The 16048-nt window shown below is 34.4% G+C and carries 14 protein-coding genes; 5 read left to right on the forward strand and 9 right to left on the reverse strand.

Annotation, left to right across the window (positions count from 1 at the left end):
* Positions 1–727: 727 nt before the first annotated feature.
* Entirely contained in the window at positions 728–1543 is an 816-nt protein-coding gene (locus F6K06_RS05085; RefSeq protein ID WP_287242637.1) for an acyl-CoA desaturase, read from the reverse strand.
* A gap of 532 nt (positions 1544–2075) precedes the next feature.
* Here F6K06_RS05085 and F6K06_RS05090 point away from each other — a divergent pair.
* The 3 genes from F6K06_RS05090 (at position 2076) to F6K06_RS05100 (ending at position 5190) form a co-directional block, all read left to right on the forward strand.
* Complete coding sequence (locus tag F6K06_RS05090; RefSeq protein ID WP_287242634.1) at positions 2076–3341, forward strand: methionine gamma-lyase family protein; 1266 nt, start codon at positions 2076–2078, stop codon at positions 3339–3341.
* A gap of 1176 nt (positions 3342–4517) precedes the next feature.
* Positions 4518–4862 (forward strand): NAD(P)-binding protein, encoded by a 345-nt coding sequence (locus F6K06_RS05095; RefSeq protein WP_287242631.1) that lies wholly within the window; start codon positions 4518–4520, stop codon positions 4860–4862.
* Positions 4753–5190: a chorismate pyruvate-lyase family protein gene (locus F6K06_RS05100; protein ID WP_287242628.1), complete on the forward strand. Its 438-nt coding sequence runs from the start codon at positions 4753–4755 to the stop codon at positions 5188–5190. Before F6K06_RS05095 ends, F6K06_RS05100 begins: the two co-directional genes overlap by 110 nt.
* Positions 5191–5217: 27 nt before the next feature.
* Here the strand turns inward: F6K06_RS05100 and F6K06_RS05105 are convergent, their stop codons facing one another.
* From F6K06_RS05105 to F6K06_RS05115, 3 genes are all read right to left on the reverse strand, one after another.
* On the reverse strand, positions 5218–6255 hold the full coding sequence (locus F6K06_RS05105; RefSeq protein ID WP_124146925.1) for an endonuclease/exonuclease/phosphatase family protein: 1038 nt from the start codon (positions 6253–6255) through the stop codon (positions 5218–5220).
* An 84-nt stretch (positions 6256–6339) separates the two neighbouring features.
* On the reverse strand, positions 6340–6663 hold the full coding sequence (locus F6K06_RS05110) for a DUF3593 domain-containing protein (RefSeq protein WP_124146924.1): 324 nt from the start codon (positions 6661–6663) through the stop codon (positions 6340–6342).
* Between the two features lie 1293 nt (positions 6664–7956).
* Positions 7957–8274 carry a DUF2499 domain-containing protein gene (locus F6K06_RS05115; RefSeq protein WP_287242624.1) on the reverse strand — a complete coding sequence of 106 codons (318 nt, stop codon included), beginning with the start codon at positions 8272–8274 and terminating at the stop codon, positions 7957–7959.
* A 78-nt stretch (positions 8275–8352) separates the two neighbouring features.
* On the opposite strand from F6K06_RS05115, the gene csaB reads away from it, so the two are divergent.
* Positions 8353–9390: a polysaccharide pyruvyl transferase CsaB gene (csaB, locus tag F6K06_RS05120; protein ID WP_287242622.1), complete on the forward strand. Its 1038-nt coding sequence runs from the start codon at positions 8353–8355 to the stop codon at positions 9388–9390.
* A gap of 497 nt (positions 9391–9887) precedes the next feature.
* Here csaB and F6K06_RS05125 read toward each other — a convergent pair whose 3' ends face one another.
* Positions 9888–10628: an FkbM family methyltransferase gene (locus F6K06_RS05125; RefSeq protein WP_124145415.1), complete on the reverse strand. Its 741-nt coding sequence runs from the start codon at positions 10626–10628 to the stop codon at positions 9888–9890.
* Positions 10629–10725: 97 nt separating this feature from the next.
* Positions 10726–11364 carry a bifunctional 2-polyprenyl-6-hydroxyphenol methylase/3-demethylubiquinol 3-O-methyltransferase UbiG gene (locus tag F6K06_RS05130; protein ID WP_124145416.1) on the reverse strand — a complete coding sequence of 213 codons (639 nt, stop codon included), beginning with the start codon at positions 11362–11364 and terminating at the stop codon, positions 10726–10728.
* Between the two features lie 653 nt (positions 11365–12017).
* Here F6K06_RS05130 and trmB point away from each other — a divergent pair.
* Complete coding sequence (gene trmB / locus F6K06_RS05135; RefSeq protein WP_287242618.1) at positions 12018–12665, forward strand: tRNA (guanosine(46)-N7)-methyltransferase TrmB; 648 nt, start codon at positions 12018–12020, stop codon at positions 12663–12665.
* Between the two features lie 849 nt (positions 12666–13514).
* On the opposite strand, the gene F6K06_RS05140 is transcribed toward trmB, so the two are convergent.
* The 3 genes from F6K06_RS05140 to F6K06_RS05150 form a co-directional block, all read right to left on the reverse strand.
* Positions 13515–13670 (reverse strand): hypothetical protein, encoded by a 156-nt coding sequence (locus F6K06_RS05140; RefSeq protein ID WP_161565026.1) that lies wholly within the window; start codon positions 13668–13670, stop codon positions 13515–13517.
* Positions 13667–15148 (reverse strand): dolichyl-phosphate-mannose--protein mannosyltransferase, encoded by a 1482-nt coding sequence (locus tag F6K06_RS05145; protein WP_287242615.1) that lies wholly within the window; start codon positions 15146–15148, stop codon positions 13667–13669. The genes F6K06_RS05140 and F6K06_RS05145 overlap by 4 nt, the downstream gene beginning before the upstream one ends.
* Before the next feature lie 637 nt (positions 15149–15785).
* Positions 15786–15923, reverse strand: a complete 138-nt coding sequence (locus tag F6K06_RS05150; protein ID WP_287242613.1) for a hypothetical protein — start codon at positions 15921–15923, stop codon at positions 15786–15788.
* Between the last annotated feature and the right edge of the window lie 125 nt (positions 15924–16048).

The raw sequence follows: 16048 nt of genomic DNA on the forward strand, positions 1-16048 counted from the left end.
ATTTAATAATTTAAGTGTCAACTAATTTTCTTAAGCAGGGGAGTAGGGGAGTAGGGAATGGTGGGAAATTTCAGACATTTTCAATAGAATTAAGAAGAGTATTTTTACAGCATATTCTAAATATATAAAGTACAGATATTAACAATTAAATGTTTATAGGCATCTTGCCCGCGATGGTTGTACCTCACTAAAATGGAATCTGCTATATTACCGGGACTTTGATATTTTTTAGGTAAAAAATAGCTTCAAACTCAACGGTAGCAAGGAAAATACGTTGCTCAGGCTAAAAATGGCTCAAACCTAGTGCAGGATGGCGAAAATAACTGACCAGTTACAAAATCCTAAAATAATTACAAATCAATACTTTTGAGTTTTAACTTTTGACTGTCTTGAGTGCGTCTTACATTCTGGAGGGGCTGTGTGCGGAATTACTTCCGCACTTTATACGCCCCGTAGGAAACCTCAGAATTACGCACTTGCTTTTAACTTCCGCGTAGTGGCACTAGATATATCAAGGAATAGGCTATTTTGACGTTAAAGCATGATACAGCAAGGGTTTAAAACTATTTTTAAGGCATTTTTTGCTAAAGTCCCGTTACTAATTAATGAGACCTAATACCACTCAGCAAAACGAGGATAAATTTAGGTATTAAAATAGAAAATTACCCTATATGAAAAACATCATATAGGGTGAAAAAATTAATTTAGGACTACTATTATTAAATAGCTATTTTGTTGCTAATTTCACATTAGTGGCTAAACCTAAAGCTTGTAATAATTGAATCATCATCCAAGTCGTATCAATTTCCCACCATTGCAAACCATGACGTGCAGAATACTGAAAAGCATGATGGTTATTGTGCCAACCTTCACCATAAGTTAATACGGCCACCCACCAACAGTTAGTAGAAGAATCACCAGCATCATAGGTACGATAACCAAATTTATGAGTGGCACTATTAACTAACCAAGTGCAGTGAAAAACAGCAACTATTCTGAAGAAAATACCCCAAACTACAAAAGGTAGACCTCCTATAAAGAAAAGTAAAATGCCAAAAGCAAACTGAATGGGAATAAAGTTATTTTGCAAAAATTTATAAACAGGATCGTCTGCTATATCTTTGGTATAGCGAGGAACTTCCGATCTGATTGGTAGATGATGAAGCATCCAACCCATGTGACTCCACCAAAACCCACGATGGGAGTCATGGGGATCTTGTTCATTATCTGAATGTAGGTGATGAATACGGTGTAAACCTACCCAGTCACAAACTCCTCCTTGACAGGCAAGTGTACCGCAAAAAACTAAGAAGTATTCTAGCCACTTGGGAGTTTGAAAGCTCCGGTGTGTCACCATACGATGAAAGCCTAATGTAATACCTAGACCACCTGTAATCCAATGTAATAATAAGGCTAGGCCAACTGCAGTCCAACTAAAGTTACTGGGAAGCAGGGCAAACAAGGCTCCAATATGCAGGAATGCCATAAAGCCTATTATGCTCCAATCAGGGGAAAATTTTTCTGATGTTGTTGAAATTGTCATGAAAATCTCTAAAGTTAATAACTAAATAGCTCCTTTGGAGCTAGCTTAATCAAAGCAAGTTTATGTGTTCGTATAGGATATGGAAAATATTTTAATAATAACTACTTAATCTATTAATCAGAAGCAGAAATTTAAAAAATATTCTTAGTACCAAAATCCAGTTTTTTGTTAAGTGTTTAAGTTTAAATTCCTAACTAATAATACAGGATAATTATTCTTAAACCAAGGTACTATAAATATAGTCAATAAATATAGTAAATTCTCTAAGTTTTGGTGATTGAATCTGAAAATTTGATTAATAAAAAAAGTCAATTACTATCTTGAAAATCAAGCAAAATACTGCTTTGTTTATTGAGTTTTTTGACTTCAAATTTGTTATGGCTTTTTGATGAAACTTTTTTCAAACAAAAGCACAGCCTGCATATCTAAATTAATTCTTTGTTGACAAAGGAATTTTAGATTTTATGGTGAATTTGATTATTAACAAAAATTTACACTTTGTATAGCATACCACAAATACAACAAATTAAATATGAATAGCACTACTTATCTACAAACAGCAGAACAGGACCTATTTCCCATATTTTCCGATATTGATAGCTTAGTCAAGCAAAATCTCAGACGAGTTCTAGATGCTTTTCGCGAACATCGGGTAGGTGTCCATCATTTTGCAGGAGTTACTGGTTATGGCCATGACGATTTAGGGCGGGAAACTTTGGACAAGGTTTTTGCTCAGGTGATGGGGGCTGAGGCAGCAGCGGTAAGAGTCCAATTTGTTTCTGGAACTCATGCGATCGCCTGTGCTTTGTTTGGCACTCTTAGGCCAGGGGATGAAATGTTGTCTGTGGTTGGTTCTCCTTACGATACTTTGGAGGAGGTTATTGGTCTGAGGGAGGAGGGTCAAGGTTCTCTGAAAGATTTTGGCGTTAGTTATCGGGAATTGCCGTTAACTGAGACTGGTGCAATAGACTGGCGAGGGTTGGAGTCTGCTATTACTGAGAAGACTCGTCTGGCTTTGATTCAACGTTCTTGTGGTTATTCTTGGCGAGCTAGTTTGTCTATTGCAGATATTGAGAAAATTGTCAAGATAGTTAAGGAACAAAATCCTCAGACAGTTTGTTTTGTGGACAACTGTTATGGGGAGTTTATTGAAGACCGGGAACCTCTTGTGGTGGGAGCTGATTTGGTGGCGGGGTCTTTGATTAAAAATCCTGGTGGTACTATAGTTCCGGCAGGTGGGTATGTAGCGGGTAGAGCAGATTTGGTGGAAGCTGCTGCTTGTCGGTTAACTGCTCCTGGTATTGGTAGTAGTGGTGGGGCGACTTTTGAGCAGAATAGGTTGTTGTTTCAAGGTTTATTTTTGGCGCCTCAAATGGTGGGGGAGGCGATGAAGGGTAATCATTTGACGGCTTATGTTTTTGATAAGTTGGGTTATCCTGTTAATCCTCTTCCTTTTGAAAAACGACGGGATGTTATTCAGGGGATAAGGTTGGGTTCCCCGGAGAAGTTAATTTCTTTTTGTCGAGCTATTCAGCAATATTCGCCTGTGGGGTCTTATTTAGATCCGGTACCGGCACCGATGCCTGGGTATGAAAGTCAGTTGGTTATGGCAGGTGGCACTTTTATTGATGGGGCGACTTCAGAATTTTCGGCAGATGGTCCTTTGAGGGAACCTTATGTGGTGTTTTGTCAGGGGGGGACTCATTGGACTCATGTGGCGATCGCTCTGGAGGCGGCTATTGAGGCGGTAGGGTTTGGTATGGAAGTCAAAAGTCAAAAGTCAAAAGTCAAAAGTTAGAATTTTTTAATTATGAAATTTTTCCTTTTATTGCGGATAGAGCAATAGTAGTTTCATTTGCTGAAGCTCTCGGAGGGTGGAGGATGGAATTTTTCCTTTTATTGCGGATAGAGCAATAGTGGTTTCATTTACTTAAGCTCCTGGTGCTGGAGGATAAGATTTTCTCTTTTATTGCGGATAGAGCAATAGTGGTTTTATTTGCTGAAGCTCCCGGAGCTGGAGGGTAAAAATTTTTCCTTTTACTGCGTATAGAGCAATAGTGGTTTCATTTGCTGAAGCTCTCGGAGGGTGGAGGATGGAATTTTTCCTTTTATTGCGGATAGAGCAATAGTGGTTTCATTTGCTGAAGCTCCCGGAGCTGGAGGGTAAAAATTTTTCCTTTTACTGCGTATAGAGCAATAGTCTGTTTCATTTACTGAAGCTTCCGGAGCTGGATGATGAAATTTTTCCTTCTATTGCGTATAGAGCAATAGTGGTTTCATTTGCTGAAGCTCCCGGAGCTGGAGGGTAAAAATTTTTCCTTCTATTGCGTATAGAGCAATAGTCTGTTTCATTTACTGAAGCTTCCGGAGCTGGATGATGAAATTTTTCCTTTTACTGCGTATATAGCAATAGTAGTTTCATTTACTGAAGCTTCCGGAGCTGGATGATGAAATTTTTCCTTTTACTGCGTATATAGCAATAGTCTGTTTTATTTGCTGAAGCTCCCGGAGGTGGATGGTGAGATTTTTTCTTTTATTGCGTCAACTTGATGTGCGTAATGTGGTATACAAATTGCGGTTGCCGATCTAAATTCATGTCCCAAAAAATGTGTGGGGATTTATGGGACGAGCCAGATAAACCTGTATTAAGCTACGTTCTCCAGACCTAGGGGCACATTCTGGGAGCTTTTTGAGAGGGTTTATGGTTGCCAGGTGTATCCAAATGAATATTGTAAATTGCACAGGACTTAGGCATTACCGCCATATATGGTGTATGTATGGTCATTATGCCAGAAATTACCACTACAATTAGTGCAGTTGCGTAAGTCCTGTTGCATATGAAGAAGTAGCCCTCAGCATTTTTTAGACTAATAAGTTATAAAAAAAATATAAAGAATCAAATAAAAAAGTTATTCCTGCTTTCACGAGAACCTACTTTTCAAAACAAGCACAAAATATTAGGGAGCATTACATAATGTTAGATTGCATTGTAATTGGAGCAGGCCCTGGTGGTCTGGTAACTACTAAAGAATTACTTGAGCAAGGCGTCAATGAGGTTGTTTGCTTGGAGCAAACAGAAAATTTGGGAGGCGTTTTTGCCAACACATACGACAATTTAGTGCTAACTTCCTCTTGCACCTATAGTATGTTTTCCGACTTTTGGATGGGTGATGGACAACAGCACCGATTCTGGACGAAGCAGGAAGCGCTTGACTATTGGAAAAGATATGCGAAACATTTTGGCGTTTTTGACAAAATTCGGTTCAATAGATCGAGATATTTGGCAACTACAACTGTCCAAAGGAGAAAAAGTAATTGAGAGAAAAATTTTTCTAAAAGGTAAGATTAGCAGTCGTAATTATATTTATGCAGAATCAATTCTGGCTTTAGAAAGACTAGAAGAAAACTTTAGAAAAGAATTGCTAGAAACTCAAACTCCCATCGGCAAAGTTTGGCGACAACAAAGGATTGAAACTTTTAAAGAAATTGTCGAAACAGGTAAAAAACCAGTGGGAGAACTATCTAAATATTTTTCAGTACCACCAGAATCAAATCTGTTGTTTAGAAGTTATTGCGTACTTACTAATGGGAAATCTGTGATGATGATTACCGAACATTTCCCCGAAAGCTACTTTTTGGAGGATTAATAGGCATTAAAAAGCATAATAATTTCACTATTTACTTAAAACCAATTCCGCTACTAAAGGTAAATGATCTGAACCTGTAGTTGGCAAAACTTCAGCAGACATAGAAACCCAATGATTTGAATACCAAATATAGTCAATTCTAAACAGAGGATAATCTAATTTCCAGGTAGAATTGGGAATTAAAAAATCCAGACGCCAACCCGCAGGCCAAGTTAAACCAAAACCCATTCCTGATACTCGAAAAGAATCATTTAATACTTGTGTTAAATAATAGTAGTCCTGAGATTGTTCGCTCATATTAAAATCACCCGCCACAATAACTGGCAAACTTTCTTTTTTTAGTCGTTCTATTAAGTCTTGAATTTCTAGCGATCGCTCATCAAATTCATAAACTGGAATTGTCAAAAAAGGTAAAATTTTCCGAAGTCGAATCCAAGGAGAAATTGTTTGAATATTGTAGACAACTATTAGCTGTTGCTTAATTTTAATAAGAGCGCGTTGTTGAACTTCTGAATGACTTGCTAAGTGTAGATTTTCCTGAAATTCTATAGGATATCTGCTGAGAATTGCTGCTCTATAACCTTTAATATCATCTGAGGTTTGATAAGGATATTCAGCTTTTAATTTAGGAAAGGATTTTGTAATATGATTTCTGGTAATTTCTTGTAAAAATACGATATCTGGTTTTTCTCGTTTTATTATTTCTACTAGAGTTTCGGTTTCAGTCTTATGCCAACTATTATTTAAGGAGAAAATTTTCAGAGGTTGAGTATTTGCTGCGGAAATAGTTTGAGGAGAAAAATATTGTGTATGTAACCAACCAATAAGCAGCAGACAAGCAATAGATGAAACTATCAAAAACCAACGTTTTTTGATAATTAAAAATGCCGGGAGTGGCAGAATTAATATTGGGAAAAAAATCAAAGGGATAAAATTTCCAATTAAAGCTATTAGCCAGAATTTATCCCATAATATTAGTCGGAGTATCAAGTAAATTAAAATTAATCCTGAATAACTATAGACAAACAATTTGGTAATTATTTGTAAAAGTAAGAAGAGATTCATTTGCCCATTGCCTCCAAACCTATTTACAAAAAAAGTAAGATTTGAGTTTTTTTTCTTCTTTCTTCCTTCTTTCTTCTTCCTTCTTTAAAAATCAGTTTTCCCTTCTTCCTTCTTCCTTATTTCCTCTTCCTTCTTTAAAACAGCTTCCCTAAAACCTAGCACTAGCAAAATATTAGATAGTGTTAGAAATACTTCTGCACTACCATGTAACCAATCAATATTTGCTAAGGCTTCACTATAAACTTGTTTAGCATAAATTCCAGCGGGAATAGTTACGCCTACAAATACTAAAGTGCCATAAAATCCAATTAAGGCTAAACGGGGTGTTTTGCCTGAACGAGTGAGAAACCAAAGAAAGCCTAAATAAGGAAATAGAGAAAGAGCAAATAGAGTATCTTTAGAAATCATATTTTTAGGAGTATAAAAAATTTTGTTGTAGTAAGTAGCTAGTAGTCCATAGTTAAAGCTCTGTATTCAAAATACATTATATTCAGTATTCAAAATACTCTGAATATATATTTTCAAAACTATAACGTTATAGATATCTAGTCTGGAGCGCTCAAAAATATCTCACTGCTGAGTTGATTTAATTTTTCAAAAAAAGATAGTAGGTACTCTGGAGTTCAGTATTCAAAATACTCTGAATATACAGACTTAAAACTATAACGTTATAGATATCTAGTCTGGAGTGCTGAAAAATATCTCACTTCTGAGTTGATTTAATTTTTCAAAAAAAGATAGTCGGTACTTTGGAGTAAGTATTCAAAATACTCTGAATATATATTTTCAAAACTATAACGTTATAGATTATTAGTCTGGAGCGCTCAAAAATATCTCACTTCTGAGTTGATTTAATTTTTCAAAAAAAGATAGTCGGTACTCTGGAGTTAAGTATTCAAAATACTCTGAATATACAGACTTAAAACTATAACGTTATAGATATCTAGTCTGGAGTGCTGAAAAATATCTCACTTCTGAGTTGATTTAATTTTTCAAAAAAAGATAGTCGGTACTCTGGAGTTAAGTATTCAAAATACTCTGAATATACAGACTTAAAACTATAACGTTATAGATATCTAGTCTGGAGTGCTGAAAAATATCTCACTTCTGAGTTGATTTAATTTTTCAAAAAAAGATAGTCGGTACTCTGGAGTTAAGTATTCAAAATACTCTGAATATACAGACTTAAAACTATAACGTTATAGATATATAGTCTGGAGTGCGCAAAAATAGCTAACTTCTGAATATATGTAATTTGTCAAAAAATCATAGTCTCTAGTCTAAAGTCAGGGTTGAGTGTTTCAAATACTCTGAATATATATTTTCAAAACTATAACGTTACAGATATATAATCTGAAGGGCTGAAAAATCACTCACTTCTGAATATATGTAATTTGTCAAAAAGTCATAGTCTCTAGTCTAGATTCAGTTCTCAGTATTCTAAAGACTCTCTCAAAACTATAACGTTATAGATTATCTGGTGTGGAGTGCTGAAAAATCACTCACTTCTGAATATATGTAATTTGTCAAAAAATCATAGTCTCTAGTCTAGATTCAGTTCTCAGTATTCTAAAGACTCTCTCAAAACTATAACGTTACAGATATATAGTCTGAAGGACTGAAAAATCACTCACTTCTGAATATATGTAATTTGTCAAAAAATCATAGTCTCTAGTCTAGATTCAGTGTCGTACCGAAAAATTAACTCTCGCTACCTTCTTCTTGCTTTTTACTATTAGAAAATATCAACCAAGCAGCAGCTAATAGAGTAAAATTTCCCAACAAAGTCATTGAAGCTTGAAGAGTAACCAACCATTCTAAATTTGGGTCATTATCAAAATAATGCCAAGTACAGGCACACATCGCACTGACCAATGCAGGTAACATGGCAAAAGACAAACCATACCAGGCACGGTTATTAGTGACATTGCCATAGAGAGAAATAAACCAAATGGCAGCTATCCATTCAATAACGCTAGAAATATGAATAATCCAAGTAGGAATTGATAAAGCGTGCATATCTAAAAAATCTGAAAATTTAAGTATCAACTTTGGTGTTATATAAGGTTATATCAAAAGAATAAACTACTCAGACAAATGCGAGCAATTTTGTGTGGTTACTACGGAAAAGGTAATAGTGGAGATGAGGCATTATTAGCATCTTTGTTGCAGATGTTGCCCGATAATATTCAACCTTATGTTTTGTCTGGCAACCCTATCGAAACTCAAAAACAATACCAGGTCGAAGCGGGCGATCGCCTCAATACTTTTACTATTCTCCAGGCCATGAAACGTTCGGATGTATTTATCTGGGGGGGTGGAAGTCTGATTCAAGATGCTACCAGTATTGCTAGTCCTTTTTATTATGCCGGACTAATGGGAATTGCTCAAAAAATGGGCTTAAAAACAATTGCCTGGGCACAGGGTATTGGTCCTTTACATCATCAAAGTACCCAATTTTTGGCAAAGCAATGTTTTAAAGGTTGTACTGCGGTTAGTGTCAGGGATGCCAATTCGGCAAAAATAGTTGCCAAGTGGGAGATTCCTTTTACTTTAGCTCCTGACCCAGTTTGGGCTTTGGAAAGTTCCTCTGTCCCTGGTCTTTGGGATTTACCTGCGCCAAGAGTAGCGGTCAGTTTGAGACCTCACCCACAACTTACTCCGGCACGTTTAGCAATTTTAACTCAGGCTTTGGTTTCTTTTCAAAAGGCAACTAAAGCGTTTATTTTGTTGTTGCCTTTTCAACCGATAAAGGATTTAAAAATTGCTGAATCTATTCATCAAAAATTGCCTAATCATAGCAAGATTTTAACTATAGAAGACCCTAGAGTTTTGAAGGGAGTTTTTCGGGGTGTGGAAATGGTAATAGGTATGCGTTTTCACAGTTTAATTATGGGTTCTGCGGAGGAATGTCGTTGTTTTGCTATTAGTTACGACCCGAAAGTTAGTCAGTTAATGACTGAGTTGGAAATGCCTGGATGGGAATTAGCTGAATTGCCGGAAGATGCAAATTTAATTAGTAAGATGTGGATTGAAAATTATGCGAATGGGAATGCTTTGTTTCCAGAAAGGATAGATTTTTTGAGAGAGCGATCACTAATTCATCAAGAGGTATTATCTTCAATTAATAATTAATAATTAATAATTAATAATTGTAAGCATTCAGCAGTCAGCTATCAGCTATCAGCTATCAACCTTATTAATTTTAGTAGAAAATTTAAGCTTGCTGTTCTTGTGCTTCAATTCTTTGTTTAAAAATGTCGTATAAGTTAAGCAAATGCTTGGTTCATTTATTAAAAAGTTGTTTGCGCAGCACTCCGCACCGAAGAGCTGACCGCGAGCTAGCTGAATACTTACTAATAATTAGGGCTTGCTGATTAAATATTAAAACATTGACATACAAAGGTTTTAGCCTTTTTGTTGCGAAAAAAGTGTCAATTTTTAGCTCCGAATTGCGCAAAATACTAACATTTTGAGCAGACAAGGGCAGAAAAATTGAGCGACAATTCTTTCGGCTTCTTTCCCTATAATTCCCATTAATTCTGACTCCTGAATCCTGACTCCTCCCCTCACTTATAAGACTTTTTCAGCAAACCCTAAGTAGATAGAAGTCGTGCATTTTCAAGTCTGAATTATGATTCTTGATTTATCATTTTATTTTGTTTAGTAAATAGAACGTTAAATACATGGGATGTTTGATAATACTTACCGATAGGTAACTTAACTAGCTGATTAATTTCGTCTGAGGTAATTAAATAAGTTTCATATTTTAAGGATTCCATAAATTCTCTCAATTCTGTTTCATTAGTTCCCATTTGTTGTAATCCAAATTTATTAATTTCACAAATAATATAGGGAACATCATATTGATAAAGTGTATTTACTGCTCCTTTAATTACATCAAGCTCTGCTCCTTCAGTATCAATTTTAATCATTTTGATGTGACTAATATCTTTTTGCTGACTTAAAATATCATCAAGTGTAGATTGTTGAATATTTTGCATTGTTTGATTATCCAAACTTTTTTGATTGAATGGATGTTTACCGACATCCCACAAAGCATGACCGCCATCATTATCTTGATTAAAAAATAGTTGTGTTTGTTTCGTTTCTGAGCCAACAGCAAGATTAAATAAGCTAATATTGTTTAGATTGTTGAGACTAATATTCTCTAAGATTTTTTGATAATTTGATAATTCTGGTTCAAAAGCAAAAACTTTACCTTCAATGCCTACTATTTTTGCAGCTAAAATAGAATAATATCCAATATGAGCGCCAATATCAATAAAACAGTCACCATTTTGTAGAAATTTGCGAATTAATTGGAAGATTTCAGATTCATAAGCTCGCGCTTTTTGAAAAGAGTCAAGCATCAATTTTTGAGTAAATTTATGAGAATTTAGGGAGAGCTTTATTTCTTGCTGTTCAGAATTTAGATTGCGATTGGATATTGAGAATTTTGGTAGAATTTTATGAAGTTATAGTCGAACTATTTTTCCTCTGAATCATTGCCCAATATATATCTGGACCTACAGGCACATTAAATTGAATATCTAATACTTGTAAAACTTCAAACCCTGTTCTTTTAATTAAATCTAGCCACATCGTTTTTCCCAATACACTGTAGTGGTTTTTATTAGTTTGATGTTTGCAACTTGTATCAGGAGCAGGTACTTCTAAATATAGATAACCTTCGGGTTTAATAACTCTATAAATTTCCTGCAAAGTAAAATATGGAAAAATACTATGTTCTAAACAATGTCTGCACCAAACAAAATCAAAATAGTTATCTGCAAATTCTAGAAAAGATTGATCCATTTCATAAACTTGATAACCTTTTTGTTGGCAAATAGCTACATCTTCACTATTTAGAGTAATTCCAGTTGGTAAAAAACCATGTTTTTTAAATATTTCTAAAGCGACACCTTGACCACAACCAATATCTAATATTTTGGCTGCTGGTGGTAAAAATATTTGCTTTAGACATACATCAAACATTTGCTTAGTTATTTGATTATGAAGTTTGGTTGGAGGTTCGGGATAAGTATCATTTTTAATTTTTTCTAGAAAGTTCTCAATTTTTTTTATTTGTGATGGATTTAGTTTCATAATATATAGGCATTCAACAATTAATAATAATTAATAATTAATAATTAGGGCTTGCTGATTAATTATTAAAGTATTGAGATATAAAGGTTTGAGCATTTTTAAGGTCGAAAAAAGTGTGTCTTTTTGAGTTGAAAACGCTCAAAAAGCTAGTATTTTGGGCTGAATATGGCAGAAAAATCATTCTTACAATTGTTACTCAATCCAATAGACCAAGAGAAGAAATAATATTTCCTTATATTCAATTCTATAACGGTTTTAACCAGAGGTAATTATCAATTATCCATTATCCATTATTCATTAATGAACTACTCCCTATCTGAATTAGTGGTAAAAATTTACATCATTATCGTATAATTAGGGCTTACTGATTAAATCTAAAAGTATTGACATATAAAGACAAGTGCCTTTTTGGGGTCGGAAAAAGTACTCGGTATCACGTCTAAAACGCTCAAAAAGGAGCGTATTTTAGGCTCATAGTTGGGCAGAGAAATCAAGAGACAATTACTTTTACTCCTGCCTCCTCGCTCATTCCCATTTCTCCCCTCCACCGGAGGGGTTAGGGGTGGGTTGTCTCCTGTCTCCTGTCTCCTACCCCGGCAAAAAGACTTGATTCAGCAAACCTTAATTATAACGCAAAAATAGAGGTGTAAATTTTGGCAAGAGTCAGAGTAAGACAGCACGTTAATCCTTTCTCTAATAAATATCAAGAGTCAGTAACTCTACCAAATTTTAGTAATATTTATTCTGATTTAAATAAACCATTACATTTAGATATTGGTTGTGGTCGGGGTAAATTTTTATGGCAGATGGCACAGACAGAACCTGAGTGGAATTTTCTGGGTTTAGAAATTCGGGAACCATTAGTTATAGAGGCTAATAATTTGCTAAATGAACAGGGTTTTAATAATTTGCACTATTTATTTTGTAATGCCAATATCTCTCTGGAAAAAATATTACAATCTTTGCGAGAAGGAACATTACAAAGAGTCTCAATTTTATTTCCCGATCCTTGGTTTAAGAGACGTCATCAAATACGCAGAGTTGTGCAACCAAAATTAGTCGAAGATTTAGCAAATTATTTAACAGTTGGAGGAAAAGTTTTTCTCCATTCTGATGTAGAGAAAGTGGCAAGAGAAATGTGTAACCGCTTCTCTGCTCATAGTTCATTTTCTCGAAGTTCTGATGATTGGTTAACTGAAAATATTTTGCCAGTATTATCAGAAAGAGAAATTGTTACTTTAGCTAAAGATAAACCTGTGTATAGAGCTTTATTTGAGAAGGTCGTATTTGGTAGGTCGTAGGTGTTAGATTTAACCTTTAATTGGTGGGAAGATAATATAGAACTACTAGATGATTCGTGGAAACTTTCCTCTTCTATCGAGACTTTAGAAAAAAATAGATTAAAAATAATCTCAAAACCTTATACAGCAATTTTTTTACCTTTAATTAAAAGATTTTTTGATATATTTAGGTTTTCCTAGTCATGCTACGCAAACAGCTATTTTTAGCTTTTTAAAGCATTTCTTGTGCTACTACTGGGTTGGAAAGAATTTTTGGTGAAAAATATCAAAGTACCACTATTTTCCCTTGATTGATAACTTAGTTTATAGTGTTTTTATCTGGGATGTGGAAGCCAAGTGCCATGAAAAAGGTATGGAGGGAATATTCAACAATTAATAATTAACAATTAATAATTAATAATTATCTATTCTTATAAAGAAGAGGATTGGCTAAAAGGATTTTTTTTCTTCTCTTGGTCTATTGGATATGGCGAGGAGACCAGCTAACGCCATCCCACCCTACGGGAAGCTCCGAAGATCGACCGTTTTTTTATCCATGAATGGAGAGGGTTTATACCTTAATTTTTCGGTAAAGGAGGGAAAACAACATTAAATAGTAACAAACACCAGGATATACAGGATATAAGAAACTCAAAACAGCGCTTTTTTTATTAGAAAAAACCTCAATTTATATTTATATCTCAAATAAAAACACTATATAAGTATTCAAAATAACTTGATATTAATATTAGTCATTTATTTGGTAGTTTATATCAAGCACGCTCTAATAATATGACAAATAACTAATAAAATTTGGGAAACTAATTTCCTGATATTCGCAACCTAAAACTTAGCGCCTAAAATCTAATATTATCTTTTCTGTGGTAGGTTTAATACCCCACCGTCAACGGGGGTGCTTAAAATTGTTTGAGGTTTGTAGACGCGGAGTGGCGTGTCGAAGACTATCCATAAGCAATTTTCCCTTCTGCCTTCTGCCTTCTGCCTTCTGCCTTTTCCCTTCTTCAAATCCAAGAACGAAACCACATCCTCATCTGCCAATTTTGCGGAGATATAGGTAATCCCAAATAAATAGGCATCCAAAAAACAAAAGCAAATAAAATGATAAAAATAACTGTAACTCCTATTGCTCTGAGATGAACTTGTCTATTATTTAACCACTTATCAAGCCACCAAGCAAGTGCCAAAATAGCAAACACAGCAGCACCCATATAATGATAGATAAAAGTACAACGAGTCACTTTTGACCAAGGTAAAAAATTGGCAAACCAATTTAATAATAAATATAGTAAAAACCACATTTCTGAGGCAGGAATAAATTTCACTTTTGGCTTAATGAAAATTTTATTACGTCTAGCTTTTCGTTTTTTTTCCCAATCCCAGATGCAGTTAATTAATATTAACACTAAAGATAAAATTGCTACTGCTGATAACCACCAAAGAGCGGGATTTCCCATAGCATGAACATCATAAATTAGCGGATTAACTTTTGGATTTCCAATATCTGAAGGTAATGGTGGTAAAGAAGCTTCAGGTTGATCTAATAAGCCTGTATTTTTATAGAAATAAACCACAGGTCTGAGCATCAATGGCCAAGTAAACCATTGAGCACAATAAGGATGAGTATCTGGTCCACTACCAATTCTTTGATGATAGCTGAAAATTTGTTTTTGCATTTCCCAAAATCCATATTTCGGATTGAGAATAATGTGAGGAATCCAGAGTAAACTGTAGGTTATGATGGGAATAAAAAATAAGTTTAAAGTAAATTTCAGCAGATTTAGTCGAGCTAAATTTCGCAAAGGAGATATAAAATTAGACTTTTTTGGGGGGGCTAAAAATTCAATGACCCAGGCAAATATCCAGAGTAGATAAATACTGAGTAAAAATCCTAAACCATTCCATTTTATCGCAGCACTTGCACCAAAATTTATTCCGGCTAAAGCCAACCAAATTTTTTGTTTCAATTGCCAATCTTGCAAAGCAATAATTAAGCAGAACTGACCTAATAATCCAAAAATTACTAGATAAATATTATTCAGTGCGTAGCGGGATTCAACTAAAAATAATCCATCCAAAGCAATTAGTAAAGCTGCAATAAAACCATAACTTTGGCGCCTAGTTAATTGATAAGCGATCGCTCCTACTACTACTGGAATAAATGAACCAGTTAAAGCATTTATCCATCGATAAGTCCAAGGAGCTAAAGTAGAACCTGTTTCATTATTCACTATTTCTTGTCCGAAGGGCAGATGAGAGCCTATCCAAATACTAATAGCAATAATATATTGACTAAGTGGAGGGTGGGCATTAAAAAAATCAGTTTTAGTTAAGTAGTTATTGGCAAATTTAGCATAATAAACCTCGTCAAAAACGAGAGTATTAAAACGACCTATTTGCCAGAATCTGAGCATGATTGAAAATATAAATATGCTCGCCATGCCAACAATAAACCATCTAGATAATTTACGAGATATTAGTTGCATAAATAGAATAAATTTTAGAGTGTTTTTATTTTAGTATAAAGACATAAAAAACAGCCCTAAAGTGCGAACAAATAGGGCTGTTGTTGTATAAATTAATAATACGATACATTCTTTTACTGAAAATGTCAAGTATTTGTCAGTGAGCTAACCCTAAAATAATTTTCTTGATTCAGATATTAATAACTTTTATACCTGCTCAACTGAAAAAAATTAAGTAATCATAAAAATCACATTAAAGAAGGAAGAAGGAAGAAGGAAAAAGGAAAAAGTGAATGGGGACTCAAACCCCAACCAATTGTAAACACTGTGTAGACGGTGAGGTATTAAACCCAAAAGAAAAAGATAAATAACAGTATTTTAGATATCTATCCTCATTATAAAAATAAGTAAAAAAATTGAAATTTCAGGGTATTTAGAATTCAAAAATTATGATTTTCCGTAATCAGAGATAATTTGCTTGGAGATGAAAAGTAAATTTATATAGCGCTAGGCATTAAGAGACTGTTTGTAAAGTTTTGTAATGTACAATGATTGAGCTTTAAACTGTAACAACTTGGTGATTTATACCAGATTTTATAGGCTGAAATACCCAATTTTTCAGGGGTAAAAACACTTCATAATTCTTGACAAACAACCTCTAAGTCGTTTGATATTCCTCTGTATGCCTATTGCCATAAGAAAGCTGTTGCCTTTTCCTACCATAATGCTGTACAAACAACCCAGATTTATTGTCAAACGCCAAAGAAGATAGTGCTATATTAGGAGTTAATTTCATCGTAAGTTTTGCGGTTTAAAGTGATACATTGACCTTCATTCTATCTATTTAACCCATAGTATGGCATTGCAGAATCTAGAAGTAACTAGAAATAAAAGTCAAACTATTAGCAATTACTAAATTTT

The sequence above is a fragment of the Okeania sp. SIO1H4 genome (assembly GCF_010672695.1).
Classification (GTDB): Bacteria; Cyanobacteriota; Cyanobacteriia; order Cyanobacteriales; family Microcoleaceae; genus Okeania; species Okeania hirsuta.